This window comes from Pseudomonas sp. OV546, assembly GCF_900116845.1.
GTDB lineage: Bacteria > Pseudomonadota > Gammaproteobacteria > Pseudomonadales > Pseudomonadaceae > Aquipseudomonas > Aquipseudomonas petroselini.
Genome location: NZ_FPCE01000010.1, coordinates 80588 through 95716 on the forward strand (window position 1 = coordinate 80588; position 15129 = coordinate 95716).

Below are 15129 nucleotides of genomic sequence, written 5' to 3' on the forward strand. Positions count from 1 at the left end.
ACATGCGCGAACCCGGCTTGTTGAAACCAGCGGTCCTCTGGCTGCTGCTGTTGGCGCCGCTGTTTTTCAGCACTTACGGCTTTGCCACGTGGGTGACCAGCCAGCGCAGCGACGTCGGCACGCTGGTGTTCGGCTGGGAAACCCATATGCCGTTCTGGGCATGGACCATCGTGCCCTACTGGTCCATCGACCTGCTCTACGGGTTTTCCCTGCTACTGCCCAATAGTCGGCATGAGTTGAAACAGCATGCGCTGCGGCTGCTGTCAGCCCAGGTCATTGCGGTCAGCTGCTTCCTGATCTGGCCGTTGCGCTTCACCTTCGAACGGCCGGAACTGGACGGCGTATTCGGCTGGCTGTTCGCCGTGCTGGCGGGCTTCGATAAACCGTTCAACCAGGCGCCATCGCTGCATATCGCGCTGCTGGTGATCCTGTGGGTCATGTATCAGCGCCATACCCAAGGCGTGTGGCGTTGGCTGGTGCATGGCTGGTTCGCCTTGATCGGTATTTCGGTGCTGACCACTTATCAACATCACTTTATCGACTTACCCACAGGCGCCCTCGCCGGGTGGATATGTGTGTGGCTCTGGCCGGTGGAGCACCCAAACCCACTGTTGAACGCGCGGCTAACGCGGGACCCCAAGCGCAGGGGGTTGGGCATACGCTACGGGCTGGGTGCTCTGGTACTGGGCATTCTTGCCTTGGTGTTGGGCGGTGGTTGGCTGTGGATACTGTGGCCGGCGGTGTCTCTTGCGTTGATCAACGCCAATTACGGGGCGCTGGGCGCTTCGGGTTTCCAGAAACGCGCCGATGGCCAACTGACGCCCGCCGCGCGCTGGCTGTATGCGCCGTATCTGGCGGCCGCATGGATCAACTCACGCCTGTGGACGCGCAAACATCCACAACCCGACCTGATTGTGGATAACGTCTGGCTTGGTCGAATTCCTACGACAAGCGAGCAGTCGCCCTTCAAGGCCATCGTCGATCTCTGTGCTGAATTGCCGATGAATCCACAGGGCCGCGCCTATCAATGCATCCCCGTGCTGGACCTGATCGCCCCCACGCCCGACGAATGCCTGCAAGCTGCGCACGCTATCGAGCGGCTGCGCGCCAATGGGCCCTTGCTGGTGTGCTGCGCCCTCGGCTACTCACGCAGCGCAACGGCCGTCGCCGCCTGGTTACTGCACTCAGGGCGCGCCGCGACGGTAGAGCATGCGCTGACTATCATTCGTACAGCGCGGGCCGATGTGGTCCTGCACCCCGCACACCGTCAAGCGTTGGAGGGTTTGCCCCATGCCGGCTGATATGGAACTCCAGGTGGTCGCCAGCCTATTGCGACGTGGCCGTTCGCTGGATCAGTTATCCACAGGCCTGACCTTGGTCGGCGTGTTGTTCGGCTTGGCGCAACTGCTGATGGCGAGTGTCGCGCCGATCTGCCTGCTGCTGAGCCTGTGGATGATTATCCTCGGGCTGCTGCAAAAGTACTGGGCGCTGCGCGTGGCCTTCGATGCTGACCTGTTCGCCCTGCTGGCCCGTGACATCGAGCGCACCGCAGACCTCGACCAGGCCCTGCAAACCCTCGGCCTGCAGTCGCCCAAGCGTGCCGGCCGGCCTTGGACCGAGCGTCGTCGCGGCGCGCTCAAACTGTTGCGCAAACAAGCCTGGCTACTCGGCGCGCAAGCGCTGCTGACCCTGGGCGTGATCCTCGCCAGCCCTTGGCTGCCTTTCGCCGGATAAGGAACCCCCATGTTCGAACCCGTGGTCGCCACGCTGATTACCTCTATGGCCCGCACCGTCACAGGAGCGCGCAGCCTGTGGCTGGGGTGCGCGCCGGTGCCGGTGCAACGCATCTATTTTGCCAACCACAGCAGCCACGGCGACTTTGTGTTGCTGTGGGCGTCACTGCCGCAGAACCTGCGCAAATTCACGCGCCCGGTGGCCGGCAGCGATTACTGGAATAAAAGCGCCTTGCGCCGCTACATCATCAACCGCGTGTTCAACGGCGTGTTGATCGACCGCGAACGCAAGGACCCTGGGGATAACCCGTTGCAGCCGATGCTTAACGCCCTGGAAAGCGGCGACTCGCTGATCATCTTCCCCGAAGGCACGCGCAATCTCGAAGACGGCCTGCTGCCGTTCAAAAGCGGCTTGTATCACCTGGCCAACAGTTACCCACAGGCCGAATTGATCCCGGTGTGGATCGCCAATCTCAACCGGGTCATGCCCAAGGGCCGCGTGTTGCCGTTGCCTCTGCTGTGCACCACCAGCTTCGGCGCGCCGCTGCAATTGGAAGACGGCGAAGACAAAGCCGCCTTCCTCGCCCGCACCCGCGATGCCCTGCTCGCCCTTGCCCCGGAGCATGTCTGACATGGATAGCCAAACCCTGATGTTGTTCGGCGGCATCGGCGCGATCCTGGTGCTCGCCTCGTTGATCGGCCTGATCCTCAAGCTGCGCACCCGTGGCACGCCCAACGCGGTGGTCGAAAACCTCAATGCCCGCATCAACGCCTGGTGGGTGATGGTGGTGGTGATCGGCATCGCCTTCTGGCTCGGCACCGCCGCAGTGATCCTGCTGTTCTACGCGGTGTCGTTCTACGCCCTGCGCGAATTCCTCACCCTCACGCCCACCCGCCGCAGCGACTACCCGGCACTGGTGGCCGCGTTCTACCTGGCCTTGCCGCTGCAATACCTGCTCATCTACGCCGACTGGTACGGGCTGTTCTCGATCTTCATCCCGGTGTACGTGTTCCTGCTGCTGCCAATCCTTGCCTCCCTCGGCGGCGACAGCACCCACTTCCTGGAGCGCGCCTCGAAGGTGCAGTGGGGCCTGATGATCGCGGTGTTCTGCGTGTCCTTCGTGCCCGCCCTGCTGACCCTCGACATCCCCGGCTACGAGGGCCGCAACCTGCTGCTGATCGCCTACCTGGTAATCGTGGTGCAACTGTCCGACGTGCTGCAGTACGTGTGCGGCAAGCTGTTCGGCAAACACAAGATCGCACCCAACCTGTCACCCTCGAAGACGGTGGAAGGGTTCGTCGGCGGGATTCTGCTCTCGTCCCTGATCGGCGCAGCACTGTGGTGGACCACACCGTTCAACCCGTGGCAGTCGTTCTTGATTGCGCTGCTGATCAACCTGCTCGGGTTTGCCGGCGGCATCGTGATGTCGGCGATCAAGCGCGATCGCGGCGTCAAAGACTGGGGGCATATGATCGAAGGGCACGGCGGGATGCTGGATCGGCTGGACTCGGTGTGCTTCGCCGCGCCCATCTTCTTCCACCTCGTGCGCTACTGGTGGACCTGAGGTCACCGCTCTAAAGCCAAATGACGATCAACATGTGGGAGGGGGCTTGCCCCCGATGACGGTGTGTCAGACAACATAGTGGTAGCTGACTCGCTCTTACATGCAACACGCCTAGCGGGGCGGCGAATCGCGTCATCTTTTGTATCAAAGACGCGTGTAAGATACGCCGCACTTAGCCAGGGATGCTCACCATGTTCGATTCGTTCAAAGCGATCAGCCGCCGCATTGTCGGTGCGTTATTGACTGTGGTGGGGGCCGTCTTTGGCCAATGGCATCCGCCGGTCTGGCTGCGTGCCATCGGCCGTGGGCTGGCGAACCTGGGCAGCAAAGCCCGCGCTTATCCACGTCAAACCGGTGCCGGTTTATTAGGGCTGGTCTTGCTGGCCGCCGCCGGCTTCTATGGCTGGCACTGGTATTCCAACCTGCCGCAGCCGCATACCGCGAGCTATTCGCTGCACAAACCGAACCTCACCGATTACACCCAGCAAACACCGGTTGTGGATAACTTGCAGGTGCGTTTCGGCGAGTCCGTGGCCCCGCTGGCGGCCATCGGCAAGCCGGTCACCGAGGGCATCACCCTCAAACCCGCGGTCGCGGGCACCTGGCGCTGGGCGGATGACCGCAGCCTGTTGTTCGTACCGGAAAAAGACTGGCCCATCGACGCTCATTACACCGTCGACCTGGCAAAGAAAAACCTGCTGGCCGACGGCGTGTTGCTGGACCAATACAGCACGCAGTTTTCCACCCAACCGTTCCGCGCCACCCTGGCGCAAAACGAGCTGTACCAGGACCCGTCCAATCCGACACTGAAACAGCTGGTGGCGACCTTCCATTTTTCCCACCCGGTGGATGAAGACAGCCTACGCAAGCGCGTCACAGTAACCCTCGGGAAAGGCCTGGCCTACCGCGACGCCCAGTTGCCCAACCGCCCGGAAATCACCTTCGACGAGAAAAAACTCAACGCCTACGTACGCTCCGCCGCCCTGGCTACCCCACTGGAAAGCACGCCGGTCAGCGCCAAACTCGACGAAGGCATCAAGGCCCGCGACGGCGGCAACGCCAGCGCCGCCCCACTGGTGGCGGAAGTCACCGTGCCCGGTCGCTATCGCCTGACCTTCACCGGGGCCGAAGTCAGCTTTGTCGACAACGCACGTGGCGAGCCGGAGCCGGTGCTGATGTTCAGCAGCTCCAGCGCCGTGGCCGACGAAACCATTGCCGGTAAGGTCCAGGCCTGGTTGCTGCCGGAAAAAGCCCAGGACGACACGCGTCCCTACGACAGCAACGACATTGATGACGCCCTGCTCGCCCGCAGCACCAAGGTCAACCTGACCCACGTGCCCAGCGTCGAACCGCTGAATACCTTGCACGCCTTCAAGTTCAAGGCCCCGGCAGGCCGTGCGGTGTATGTACGCGTGCCCGCCAACCTGGAAGCCATCGGCGGCTATCTGGCGAAGAATCCTACGGCGTCGCTGATCAGCATGCCGGCGTACCCGCGCACCCTTCAGTTCCTGTCTGACGGCGCCTTGCTCAGCCTCAACGGTGAAAAACGCCTGGGCTTTATGGCCCGTGGTGTACCCGGCGCCCATGTAGAAATCGCCCGCTTGCTGCCCAACCAGCTGCAACACCTGGTGGACCAGAGCAGCGGCAGCTTTGCCCGGCCGAATTTCGGCAATGAGTATTTCGATCGCATGGTCGAGCGTCAGTCGTTGGATATCCCGCTGTCATCCAATGACCCGGCGAAAACCGTCTACGACAATGTCGACCTCAGCCGCTACCTCACCGCCAATGGCGGCCGGCGCGGCATTTTCGTGCTCAAGCTCAGCCCGCAGGATGACCCGGCCCCGCGCACGTTCGAGTACGACCGCAGCAGCACCAGCGACCTGCGTTTTATCGTGGTGACGGACTTGGGCATCATCGCCAAGCGTTCCAGCGATGGCAGCCACGATGTGTATGTGCAGTCCATCGGCAATGGTTCGCCAGTCGCCGACGCGCAAGTCGACATCATCGGCCGCAACGGTTTGCCGGTGAGCAGCGGCCACACTGACGGCGAAGGCCACGCGCATTTCGCCAAGCTCGATGAACTGCGCCGTGAGAAAACGCCGCTGATGTATGTGGTCACTCGCGGCAATGACCAGTCGTTCCTGCCGATCGCCCGCCAGTCCCAGCAGTTGGATTTGTCGCGTTTCGACGTAGGCGGTTTGGAAGAGGACGGCGCGATTGATCGCCTCAGCGCCTACCTGTTTACCGACCGTGGCCTGTACCGGCCGGGCGAAACGGCACATCTGGGCATGATTGTGCGCAGCGGCAACTGGAAGGGCGCACTGCAAGGCTTGCCGGTGGAGCTGCAAATCACCGACCCGCGCGGGCTGGAGGTGATTCGCCAGCCGCTGAAGCTGTCCGCCAGCGGTTTTGAGACCTTTGATTTCCCCAGCAGCGAAGTCGCCCCCGCCGGGGAGTACACCGCGACCCTGCAGTTGATTGGCGAAAAGCAAACCCGCACCGACCTGGGCAGCGTCAACTTCAAGGTCCGCGACTTCGAGCCGGACCGCATGAAGGTCAGCTTGAGCCTGCATGACACGCCTGTTCAGGGTTGGATTCCACCGGACCAGGTGGTGGCCAAGGTCACCGCCATGCACCTATTCGGCGCTCCGGCATCAGGGCGTCGTGTCACCGCGAAGATGTCCCTGAGCCCGACGCTCGCAGCGTTTGACCGTTACCCGGATTACCGTTTCCGCCTCAACGATGCCCTGGAAGAGGCCAGCACCGAAGACCTGGCCGAAACCACCGTCGACGACAACGGCCAGGCCGTGCTCGACCTCAACCTGCAACGCTTCGCCAACAGCACCTACCGCCTGCAGGTGATGACCCAGGTGTTCGAGGCCGAAGGCGGCCGTAATGTCGCGGCGCAAAGTGCCTTGCTGGTGTCGTCCGCACCTTATCTGGTCGGTGTGAAAAGTCAGGATTCGCTGTCGTACGTCGCCAAGGATGCGCCGCGCCAGGTGCAATGGCTGGCCGTCGCGCCGGACCTTACGCCGGTGGCGGTGGACGGCCTGACCAGCGAAGTGGTCGAACACCGTTATGTGTCGGTGCTGGTGAAACAGTCCAACGGCACCTACAAGTACGAGTCGCGCATCAAGAACATCAGCCAGCCCGCCTCGCCGCTGGCGATGACGAAAGAAGGCGCCAAGCAGACGTTGAACACGTCAGCGCCGGGCGATTTCACCCTGCAACTGAAAGACGCCAACGGCAACCTGCTCAACCAGATCGACTACAGCGTGGCCGGACGTGGCAACACGTCGCGCTCGCTGGAACGCAATGCCGAACTGCAATTGCGCCTGGATAAACGCAGTTACGCCACCGGTGATGAGATCGCCATCAGCATTCGTGCCCCGTATACCGGTGCCGGCTTGATCACCATCGAACGCGACAAGGTCTACACCCAGCAATGGTTCAAAGCCGACAGCACCAACAGCGTGCAGCACATCCGCGTACCTGCGGGGCTTGAGGGCAATGCCTACGTCAACGTGCAGTTTGTGCGCGATATGGGTTCGGCCGAGGTGTACATGAGTCCGCTGTCCTACGGCGTGGTGCCGTTCAGCATCAACCTGGATGCCCGACGCATGGCATTGAAGGTTGAAGGCCCTGCGAAGATTGAGCCGGGGCAGACGCTGGATATCAAGGTCAACGCTGACCGTCCGGGCCGCGCGGTGGTGTACGCGGTAGACGAAGGCATCCTGCAAGTGGCGCGCTACCAGACGCCGGACCCGCTGGGCTTCTTCTTCCAGAAGCGTGCGCTGGAGGTCGGCACCAGTCAGATCCTTGACCTGATCCTGCCGGAATTCAGCCGCCTGCTCAGTGGGGCAGCGCCCGGTGGCGATACGGAAGGCGCCCTGGCCAATCATCTCAACCCGTTCAAGCGTAAACATCATCCGCCGGTGGCTTGGTGGTCCGGGCTGGTGGACTTACCGGCCGGTGAAACCGTGCTGCATTACCAGGTGCCGGACAGTTTCAACGGCAAGCTGCACCTGTTCGCGGTGGCAGTGGACAGCGACAGTGTCGGCGTCAGCGAAGCCAATACCGAGGTGCGCGGGCCGATCGTGATCACGCCAAACGTGCCGGCCTTTGTGGCGCCGGGGGATGTGTTCAACGTCAGCGCCGGGGTGTTCAGTAACCTCGACGCGGCGGCGGACGTGAAGTTTGAAGTGCAGACCAGCGCTGGCCTGGTTGTGCAGGGCGACAAGGGCAATACCTTGTCGCTGCAACCGCGCAAGGAAGGCACAGCCGAGTTCAAGATCAAGGTCGGCGACACCCTCGGCTCGGCAGACCTGCGTTTTGTCGCAGTGCTGCCGGACGGCAAACGTATCCAGGTGGCGGAAACCACCTCGATCCGCCCTCTGAGCGAACATCGCGTTGCCCTGAGCCTGGGCCGCTTCGACAGCGCCAGCAAGGAGCTCAAACCCACTCGCGAGCTGTTCAGCCAACTGCGCGACGTGCAACTGGGCGTGGCCGCCTCGCCGCTGGTATGGGCCAACGGCCTCAAGCATTACCTGGATGACTACGGCTACGCCTGCACCGAGCAACTGGTGTCCAAGGCCATGCCGGCATTGATCTGGGGCGGCAATGCACCCGAGGCCGAACAAGCCTTCGGCAGCGCGGTACGCATGCTGCGCCAACGCCAGAACCAGGCCGGCGGCTTTGGTTTGTGGGCGGCCAACCCGGACGTGGCACCGTACGCCAGCCTCTACGCCACCGACTTCCTCATCGAAGCCAAGGAACGCGGGTTGCCAGTGCCGGAGGACCTGCTGGTGCGCTCGAATGCGTATCTGACAGACCTGGCCAATGGTCCTAGCGAAGGCCTGTCGGAATTGCGCAACCGTGCCTACGCCAGTTACCTGTTGAGCCGTCAGGGGATTCTGGTAAGTGGTGCATTGAGCGATATCCGCGAACGCTACGAAAGCTACTTCAAGGACAGCTGGCAGAACGACTTGGGCGCCGCTTACCTGGCGGCCAGTTACAAGCTGCTCAAGCAGGATCGCCAGGCCGATACGCTGTTCCGCAAAATCCCATGGCGTTCGCTTGTGGATAAGTGGGACAGCGATGGCCTGTATTACGACCCGCTGGTGCACGACGCCGAACACCTGCACCTGCTGGCGCGCCACTTCCCTGAGCTGATGGACGATGTGCCTACGGCGTTGCTGGATAAACTCGGCAAGCGCCTCAACGAACAGCGTTACAACTCGCTGTCGGCGGCCCTGTTGCTGCGCGCGCTGGACAACTACGGCCAGCGTGCGCAAAACGACATGACCCTCAAGGCCACCGCTTGGCTGGGTGACAAGCAACAGCAATTGCTGGAGATGGCCGGTCAGCCGCCGCGCGCCGCCGTGCCGGGCAACACGCAAAAACTGGTGATGGAAAAATCTGACGGTCCGGCCGCGTTCTACATGCTCAGCGAAGCCGGTTTCGACAAGGGCGCCAAGCTCAAGCCGATCAATAACGGGCTGGAAATCATCCACGAATACCTCGACCTCAAGGGCGAGCCGGTGAGCAAGGTCGCCGTGGGTGATGAGTTCCTGGTGCGCCTGCGCCTGCGGGCTACCGACCGCGATCAGGTGCAGCAAGTGGCCGTGGTCGACCTGCTGCCCGGTGGCGTCGAGCCTGTGTATAACTTGCCGCCGGAGCCGGAAGCCGCCAGCAGCGAGGAAAGTGAGGGTGAAGAGTCCGAGTACGTCGAAGAAGACAGCCAGGAAGAACAAAGCTGGCAAGCGCCCATCGGTGAAACCGAACTGAGCAACTGGCAGCCGGAGTATGTGGACGTGCGTGATGATCGGGTGGTGTTGTACGGCACCGCACTGCGTGATGTCGGCACGTTCGTGTACCGCGTGCGCGCCACCAACGCCGGTACCTTCAACACGCCACCGGCCTACGCCGAAGGCATGTACGAAACCACCCTGCAAGGGCGCGGCAAAGTAGGCCAGCTTGAAATTACCAAGCCTTAAACGCCTGACGCCGCCGCTGCTCGCAGCGGTGGTGGTGCTGGCGGGGTTGCGGCTGTGGCCCCATGCCCCGCTCGAGCAGACTGTGACCTCATCGCGGGTGGTACTGGCCGACGACGGTTCGCTGCTGCGCATGACGTTGGCGGATGACGGGCAATACCGCTTATGGCTACCGCTGGAGCGGATCTCTCCTTCACTGGTCGAAGCCTTGTTGCTCAAGGAAGACCGCAATTTCTACTGGCACCCGGGGATCAATCCCCCGGCATTGCTGCGCGCCGCCATGGCCACCTACAGCGGTGGCCAGCGCCAGGGCGGCTCGACCTTGAGCATGCAATTGGCACGGCGCTTGTGGGACCTGAACACACGCCAGGTGCCAGGCAAATTGCAGCAGATGGCGTTGGCGCTGTGGCTGGAAGCACGCTACAGCAAGCACGACATCCTGGAGGCCTACCTGAACCTGGCGCCCATGGGCGGCAATATCGAAGGGGCCGAGGCGGCGAGTCGTATCTATTTCGGCAAGTCGGCGGCGCAGCTGTCGTTGTCCGAGGCGCTGGCGCTGGCGGTGATTCCCCAGCAGCCAGGCCGGCGCGCACGCTTCGGGCCGTCGCTGCAAAACGCCCGCCTGCGCTTGATGAACGACTGGCGCGAGACTTATCCACAAGACCCGCGTAATGACAGTCTGCTGCAATTGCCCCTCGAAGCGCGCAACCGCCAGCAGATCCCGTTCCTGGCACCGCACCTGAGTGAACAGCTGCTGGCCTCCCAGGTCGGTAATGAACTGAACAGCACCCTCAACCTGCCGTTGCAACAATTGCTCGAACGCCTGATCACCGGCTTTATCGCCGAGCGACGCAGTACGGGTGTGGAAAACGCCACGGCGATCCTGATCGACAGCCGCGACCAGAGCGTCAAAGCGCTGGTGGGTTCGGCGGATTACTTATCCACAGGCATCCACGGGCAGGTCAACGGCGTGCTGTCGCGACGCTCGCCCGGTTCCACGCTCAAACCGTTTCTGTATGGGCTTGCGCTCGATCAAGGGGTGATCCACCCCATGAGCATCCTCAAAGACCTGCCGAGTAACTTCGGCTACTTCCAGCCAGAAAACTTCGACGGCAGTTTTGTCGGCCCGCTGACAGCGCGAGATGCCCTGATCCGTAGTCGCAACATCCCGGCAGTGTGGCTGGCCAGCCAAGTCAAGTCGCCGTCCTTGTACGGGCTGCTGCAACGCGCCGGAATCAAAGGCCTGCGCGACGAAAGCCATTACGGCCTGGCCTTGGCCCTGGGTGGCGGTGAGATGACCCCGGAAGAACTGGCGCAGCTGTATGTGATGCTGGCTGGCGATGGGCACCTGCGCCCGTTGCGCTATGTGCAGGAACAGCCCCAGACCACGGGCGCCCCACTGCTCACGCCCCAGGCGGCCTTTATGGTGCGCGACATGCTGCGGCGCAACCCACGCCCGGATGGCCTGCCGGGCCGTCACTGGCGCACCGCGTGGAAAACCGGCACCTCCTGGGGCTTTCACGATGCGTGGAGCGCCGGCCTGGTCGGCCCCTATGTGTTGGTGGTGTGGGTGGGTAACTTCGACGGCCGACCGAACCCGGCGTTTATCGGTGCCAAGACCGCTGCGCCGCTGTTCTTCCGCATCGCCGACGCCCTGCCCCTGGCCTTACCCACGGTGGTGATCAAGCCTGACAAGCCGCCCGCTGGACTGGTGCGCATCGACGTCTGCGCCGCCTCCGGTGAACTGCCCAACCGCTGGTGCCCGCAAACCCGCAAGACCTGGTACATCCCCGGCGTGTCGCCGATTCGCGTGTCCAACCTGCACCGCCCGGTGCTGATCGACACCCGCACCGGCAAGGCCGCATGCCCGCCGTTCGAGGCGCAATACACCCGCGAAGAAGTCTTCGAATTCTGGCCCAGCGACGTGCAACGTCTGTACCGCGCCGCCGGACTGCCAAGGCGCACACCGCCCAACGTGATGAAAAACTGCCAGCCCAACCGCCTCAGTGATTCAAGCGAAGCACCGCAGATCCGTTCGCCGTTGACCCAGGTGAGCTATCAGTTGCGCCTGTCCCAGCCGCAGGAAAGCATCCCGCTGAATGCCAACGCCGCCAGCGATGCGGCGATGCTGTATTGGTTTGCTGATCAAACCTTGATCGGCCAAGGCCCGCCGCAAACCACGCTGAACTGGCGGCCGGGCAAGTCGGGGGAATATAGGTTGCGGGTTACGGATGATCAGGGGCGCAGTGCGGGTCGGGGGTTGAAGGTGGAGTTTGTGCCGTGATGAGGCGCCCCGCTTTTGCGAATGCTCTTTCATGACTGCTACCGGATGCCCCGTACCGTCCTTTTAAAGGCTAGTCTGTTCGAAGAGACTTACAAAAGGACTTATCAATGTCGCCTGATATAGCCATCAGTGCCGAAGGGCTGAGCAAGTGCTATCAGATTTATGATGCCCCGAAGGACCGCCTGCTCCAGATGGTGATGCGCGGCAGGAAACGGTATTACCGAGAGTTTTGGGCCCTTGACGATGTTTCGCTGACGGTCGCCAGAGGTGAGACCGTCGGGATCATCGGTCGCAATGGAAGTGGCAAATCTACGTTGCTGCAACTCATTTGCGGAACCCTGATGCCAACCCGTGGCACGGTTCGCGGGCAGGGCCGAATTGCCGCGTTGCTTGAGCTGGGGGCAGGCTTCAACCCGGAGTTTACCGGCAGGGAAAACGTCTATATGAACGCGGCCGTGCTGGGCCTGAGCCGTGCCGAGATCGACACCCGTTTCGCCGAAATTGCCGCTTTCGCCAATATTGGCGACTTTATCGACCAACCTATCAAAATCTACTCCAGCGGGATGATGGTGCGATTAGCCTTCGCGGTTTCGGTCTGTGTAGAGCCCGATATTCTGATCGTCGATGAAGCACTCTCGGTAGGCGATGCGTCTTTCCAGTTCAAATGCCTGAACCGCCTGGAAGATTTGACTGCGAAGGGCACCACGCTGTTGTTCGTGTCCCATGACATGAGCATGGTCAAACGCTTTTGTCATCGCGTCATTTATTTACGCCAAGGCCGAGTCATTGCCAGCGGGGCACCCGACGAAATGGCGGAGTTGTATCTGCTCGACATGCGCGACGAGCAACGCCAATGGGCCAGCGGCGGCGAAATCCCGGTAATGCGAAAACTATTTATGGGAGCCCATGAGGGCATTGCCTTCGGTACCAAAGAAGGGCACATCCTTTCTGCCTGCTTTACCAATACGCAGGAGATGTCATCGAGTTACATGCACGGCGACGAAATCGAGATGCATGTCGAGGTATTGCTCCATGAGGCCATCACCCGTCCCAACATCAGTTTCACCATCCAGGAAGCGAAACTGCTGGTAATCGGAGGGGAAAACTTCGCACTACAGCCGGGCCCCGCCGAAAACGGATGGCGCCATGCAGCGATCACTGTGCGCTTTGCGGCCAACCTTTGTGCCGGACGCTACCATGTCACCCTGAAACTGCTGCAGGGCGAAGCTGAGCACACCTCGCAACTCATAGAGAAGCAGGTAGCACCGTTGGCATTTGACATGCTGCCGAATCAGAAGAGCTTTCTGGGTTTGGTTGACCTTGGCCTGGAACGTGCCAGGCATAACGTCAATGAATGACTAAGCTCCCTAATGGACTAAGCAGTAGCGGAATCATGGAGAAAGGACTTTGGCAGTGTTCATAAAAGATCCCGCTTGGCAGGTCGCGATATTCGGTACCTTCGATGTAGAGAACTACGGTGATCTATTGTTTCCCGTTATCGCGCAAGCGCAACTGACCCAACGATTAGGCGCGGTCGAGTTACACCGTTTTTCATACAATGCGAAAAGCCCACCCCATTGGCCTTATACCGTCACCTCGGTAAACGATCTTCCTGAGGTGGCCGCGCAACTCGACGGCGTTCTTATCGGCGGTGGCTTCATTATCCGTTTCGATAAGGTGGTCGCCCACGGCTACATGCCTCCGAATTCAGGTATCCATCATCCCACGGGCTACTGGCTATCGCCGGCGCTGATTGCCCATCAGCATGGAGTCCCGGTGATCTGGAACGCCCCGGGGATGCATTGCAACGATATTCCCGAGTGGGGCAAGCCGTTGCTCAAAATGGCGTTGGAGTACAGCCCATGCATACGAGTGCGCGACGAACCTTCACGGAAAAGCCTGAACGGCCTCAGCCCTGCCGCCGATATCCAAGTGCTGCCGGACACAGCCTTCGGCCTGCCGGACTTGATCGACGAGCAACATCCCAGTAAGGCTTTCGCCGAGTTGCGTGAAGCTTATGGGCTAGATAAACCGTATATCGTGATCCAGCCGATTCATGTGGTCGAACCACTGTTGCAGCTGTTCGAGAAACATCCGCAGGTGCTTTCCGGCTATCGGCTGCTGGTTCTTCCAATAGGCCCGGTATTGGGCGACCACCCACTGTTAGTGTCCAGCCGTATTCCCGGCACGCTCACCCTGCCCTTCTGGCCAGCCCCATTATTGCTGGCAGAAATCCTCGGCCACGCTCAAGCAGTCATAGGCCATAGCTACCACTTGGCTATCAGTGCATTGGTATTTGGCGTTCCGGTGTTTTCCACTGCTGACCTGGGTACTGGCAAATACACCGCGTTGGCGAATATGGCTCAGATGCACGCCCTTCCACAGGCAGAGGAACTGACGGAGCACTGGTTCCGCTCGCGCTTAGGCAAACGTGAGCCAAGCGCTGCGATAACGGCGATGAGGGTCGAGCTGGCCAGCTATTGGGACCACGTTGCGACCATCATCACCCAAGGGAAGACCACGGCTTGCGAAGGTCTCAATCGATTCTGGCAGTATCTGCCTACTCTGCTGGAAAACGGCAATCCCTCCCCTGCGCCATCGATCGCCGCGTCAACACCTACGCTCGATTTCTTGAACATCGAGCTCAACGCCCGGCAACAACAGATCTACCAGCTCACCGAGCAGCTCACCGCAATGCAGAACTCGAACAGCTATAAACTCACAGCACCACTGCGCTCACTGCGACGTGGTCTCAGCAAATGGAGGGCCCAATAAGTGCGACCTATCCTGAACTTGTCGGCGCTCAGAATGGGCTCGCTGGAAACCGCCCCCTATTCCTGGGCCGAAATAACCAATCTGTATTCCGCAGAGGATGCCGCCGCGCTCGCGGCTACTTATCCCCATGATCACTTCAAGACTGTCACCGGTTATGGCGGCGAAAAGAACTATGACTACGAGGCCCGTGCCCTGCTGCCCATGGGTGGCGACGCTATTGCCTACGAGTCGGAACTGAGCGAAGCCTGGCGGCGCCTGGCCAGGGACCTGTGCAGTGCAGCCTACCGCGACGCTCTTGGCGCCCTGACTGATCAGGATCTGAGACAGGCCCCCATGGAGGTCAACGTGTTTCACTACGGCGCAGGGGCGAGCTTAGGCCCGCATCCCGACTTACCGGATAAGCGCGTTACCCATATTCTCTATTTCAACGAGTCCTGGGATCCCGCCTATGGTGGGTGCCTGAACATTCTGCGCGGCAAGGACCCCGAGGCAGTGGTGGCACTGGTCGAGCCTCTGGTGGGAAATTCTGCCGTGCTGGTACGTTCGGACCATTCCTGGCACGCAGTCTCACCCGTCGTACCCAGCCAGACCGTCTCACGCAGAAGCGTGACGGTCACCTTTTACCAGCAAGGCTCCCGGAGCTCGATGTGGCCTGAGGGTGACAACACACCCCTGCACCGCTACCCGGTCGACTGATCAGGAAGGGGCTTGAGGGATAGCGAAGGCTATAAACACCTAAAAGCCCCGCACCTGCGACGCCGTCTCGGGACGCAGGTGCT

At 61.3% G+C, this 15129-nt stretch carries 9 protein-coding genes; all 9 read left to right on the top strand.

Annotated features, from left to right (window positions below; all coding sequences use genetic code 11):
• Nucleotides 1–2: 2 nt before the first annotated feature.
• Complete coding sequence (locus tag BM403_RS21750; RefSeq protein WP_093544767.1) at nt 3–1301, top strand: phosphatase PAP2/dual specificity phosphatase family protein; 1299 nt, start codon at nt 3–5, stop codon at nt 1299–1301.
• Nucleotides 1291–1734, top strand: coding sequence for a hypothetical protein (locus tag BM403_RS21755; protein ID WP_046035817.1), 444 nt, complete (start codon nt 1291–1293; stop codon nt 1732–1734). The genes BM403_RS21750 and BM403_RS21755 overlap by 11 nt, the downstream gene beginning before the upstream one ends.
• Nucleotides 1735–1743: 9 nt before the next feature.
• Nucleotides 1744–2364 (top strand): lysophospholipid acyltransferase family protein, encoded by a 621-nt coding sequence (locus tag BM403_RS21760; protein WP_046035818.1) that lies wholly within the window; start codon nt 1744–1746, stop codon nt 2362–2364.
• Between the two features lies 1 nt (nt 2365).
• Nucleotides 2366–3298 (top strand): phosphatidate cytidylyltransferase, encoded by a 933-nt coding sequence (locus tag BM403_RS21765; RefSeq protein ID WP_015886637.1) that lies wholly within the window; start codon nt 2366–2368, stop codon nt 3296–3298.
• A gap of 191 nt (nt 3299–3489) precedes the next feature.
• A complete protein-coding gene (locus tag BM403_RS21770; RefSeq protein WP_093544770.1) occupies nt 3490–9294 on the top strand; it encodes an MG2 domain-containing protein in 5805 nt (1934 codons plus the stop codon).
• Nucleotides 9275–11575 (top strand): penicillin-binding protein 1C, encoded by a 2301-nt coding sequence (gene pbpC, locus BM403_RS21775; RefSeq protein WP_093544773.1) that lies wholly within the window; start codon nt 9275–9277, stop codon nt 11573–11575. The genes BM403_RS21770 and pbpC overlap by 20 nt, the downstream gene beginning before the upstream one ends.
• A 107-nt stretch (nt 11576–11682) precedes the next feature.
• Nucleotides 11683–12933 (top strand): ABC transporter ATP-binding protein, encoded by a 1251-nt coding sequence (locus BM403_RS21780; RefSeq protein WP_175538092.1) that lies wholly within the window; start codon nt 11683–11685, stop codon nt 12931–12933.
• A 55-nt stretch (nt 12934–12988) separates the two neighbouring features.
• Entirely contained in the window at nt 12989–14350 is a 1362-nt protein-coding gene (locus BM403_RS21785) for a polysaccharide pyruvyl transferase family protein (protein WP_256577197.1), read from the top strand.
• A 33-nt stretch (nt 14351–14383) separates the two neighbouring features.
• On the top strand, nt 14384–15046 hold the full coding sequence (locus tag BM403_RS21790; protein WP_093544906.1) for a 2OG-Fe(II) oxygenase: 663 nt from the start codon (nt 14384–14386) through the stop codon (nt 15044–15046).
• The last annotated feature ends 83 nt before the right edge of the window (nt 15047–15129 follow it).

What these genes read in the sequence shown, in the direction of transcription:
- BM403_RS21750 (WP_093544767.1), top strand. Translation starts at nt 3, where the DNA reads ATGCGCGAACCCGGCTTGTTGAAACCAGCGGTCCTCTGGCTGCTGCTG.
- BM403_RS21755 (WP_046035817.1), top strand. Translation starts at nt 1,291, where the DNA reads ATGCCGGCTGATATGGAACTCCAGGTGGTCGCCAGCCTATTGCGACGT.
- BM403_RS21760 (WP_046035818.1), top strand. Translation starts at nt 1,744, where the DNA reads ATGTTCGAACCCGTGGTCGCCACGCTGATTACCTCTATGGCCCGCACC.
- BM403_RS21765 (WP_015886637.1), top strand. Translation starts at nt 2,366, where the DNA reads ATGGATAGCCAAACCCTGATGTTGTTCGGCGGCATCGGCGCGATCCTG.
- BM403_RS21770 (WP_093544770.1), top strand. Translation starts at nt 3,490, where the DNA reads ATGTTCGATTCGTTCAAAGCGATCAGCCGCCGCATTGTCGGTGCGTTA.
- BM403_RS21780 (WP_175538092.1), top strand. Translation starts at nt 11,683, where the DNA reads ATGTCGCCTGATATAGCCATCAGTGCCGAAGGGCTGAGCAAGTGCTAT.
- BM403_RS21790 (WP_093544906.1), top strand. Translation starts at nt 14,384, where the DNA reads ATGGGCTCGCTGGAAACCGCCCCCTATTCCTGGGCCGAAATAACCAAT.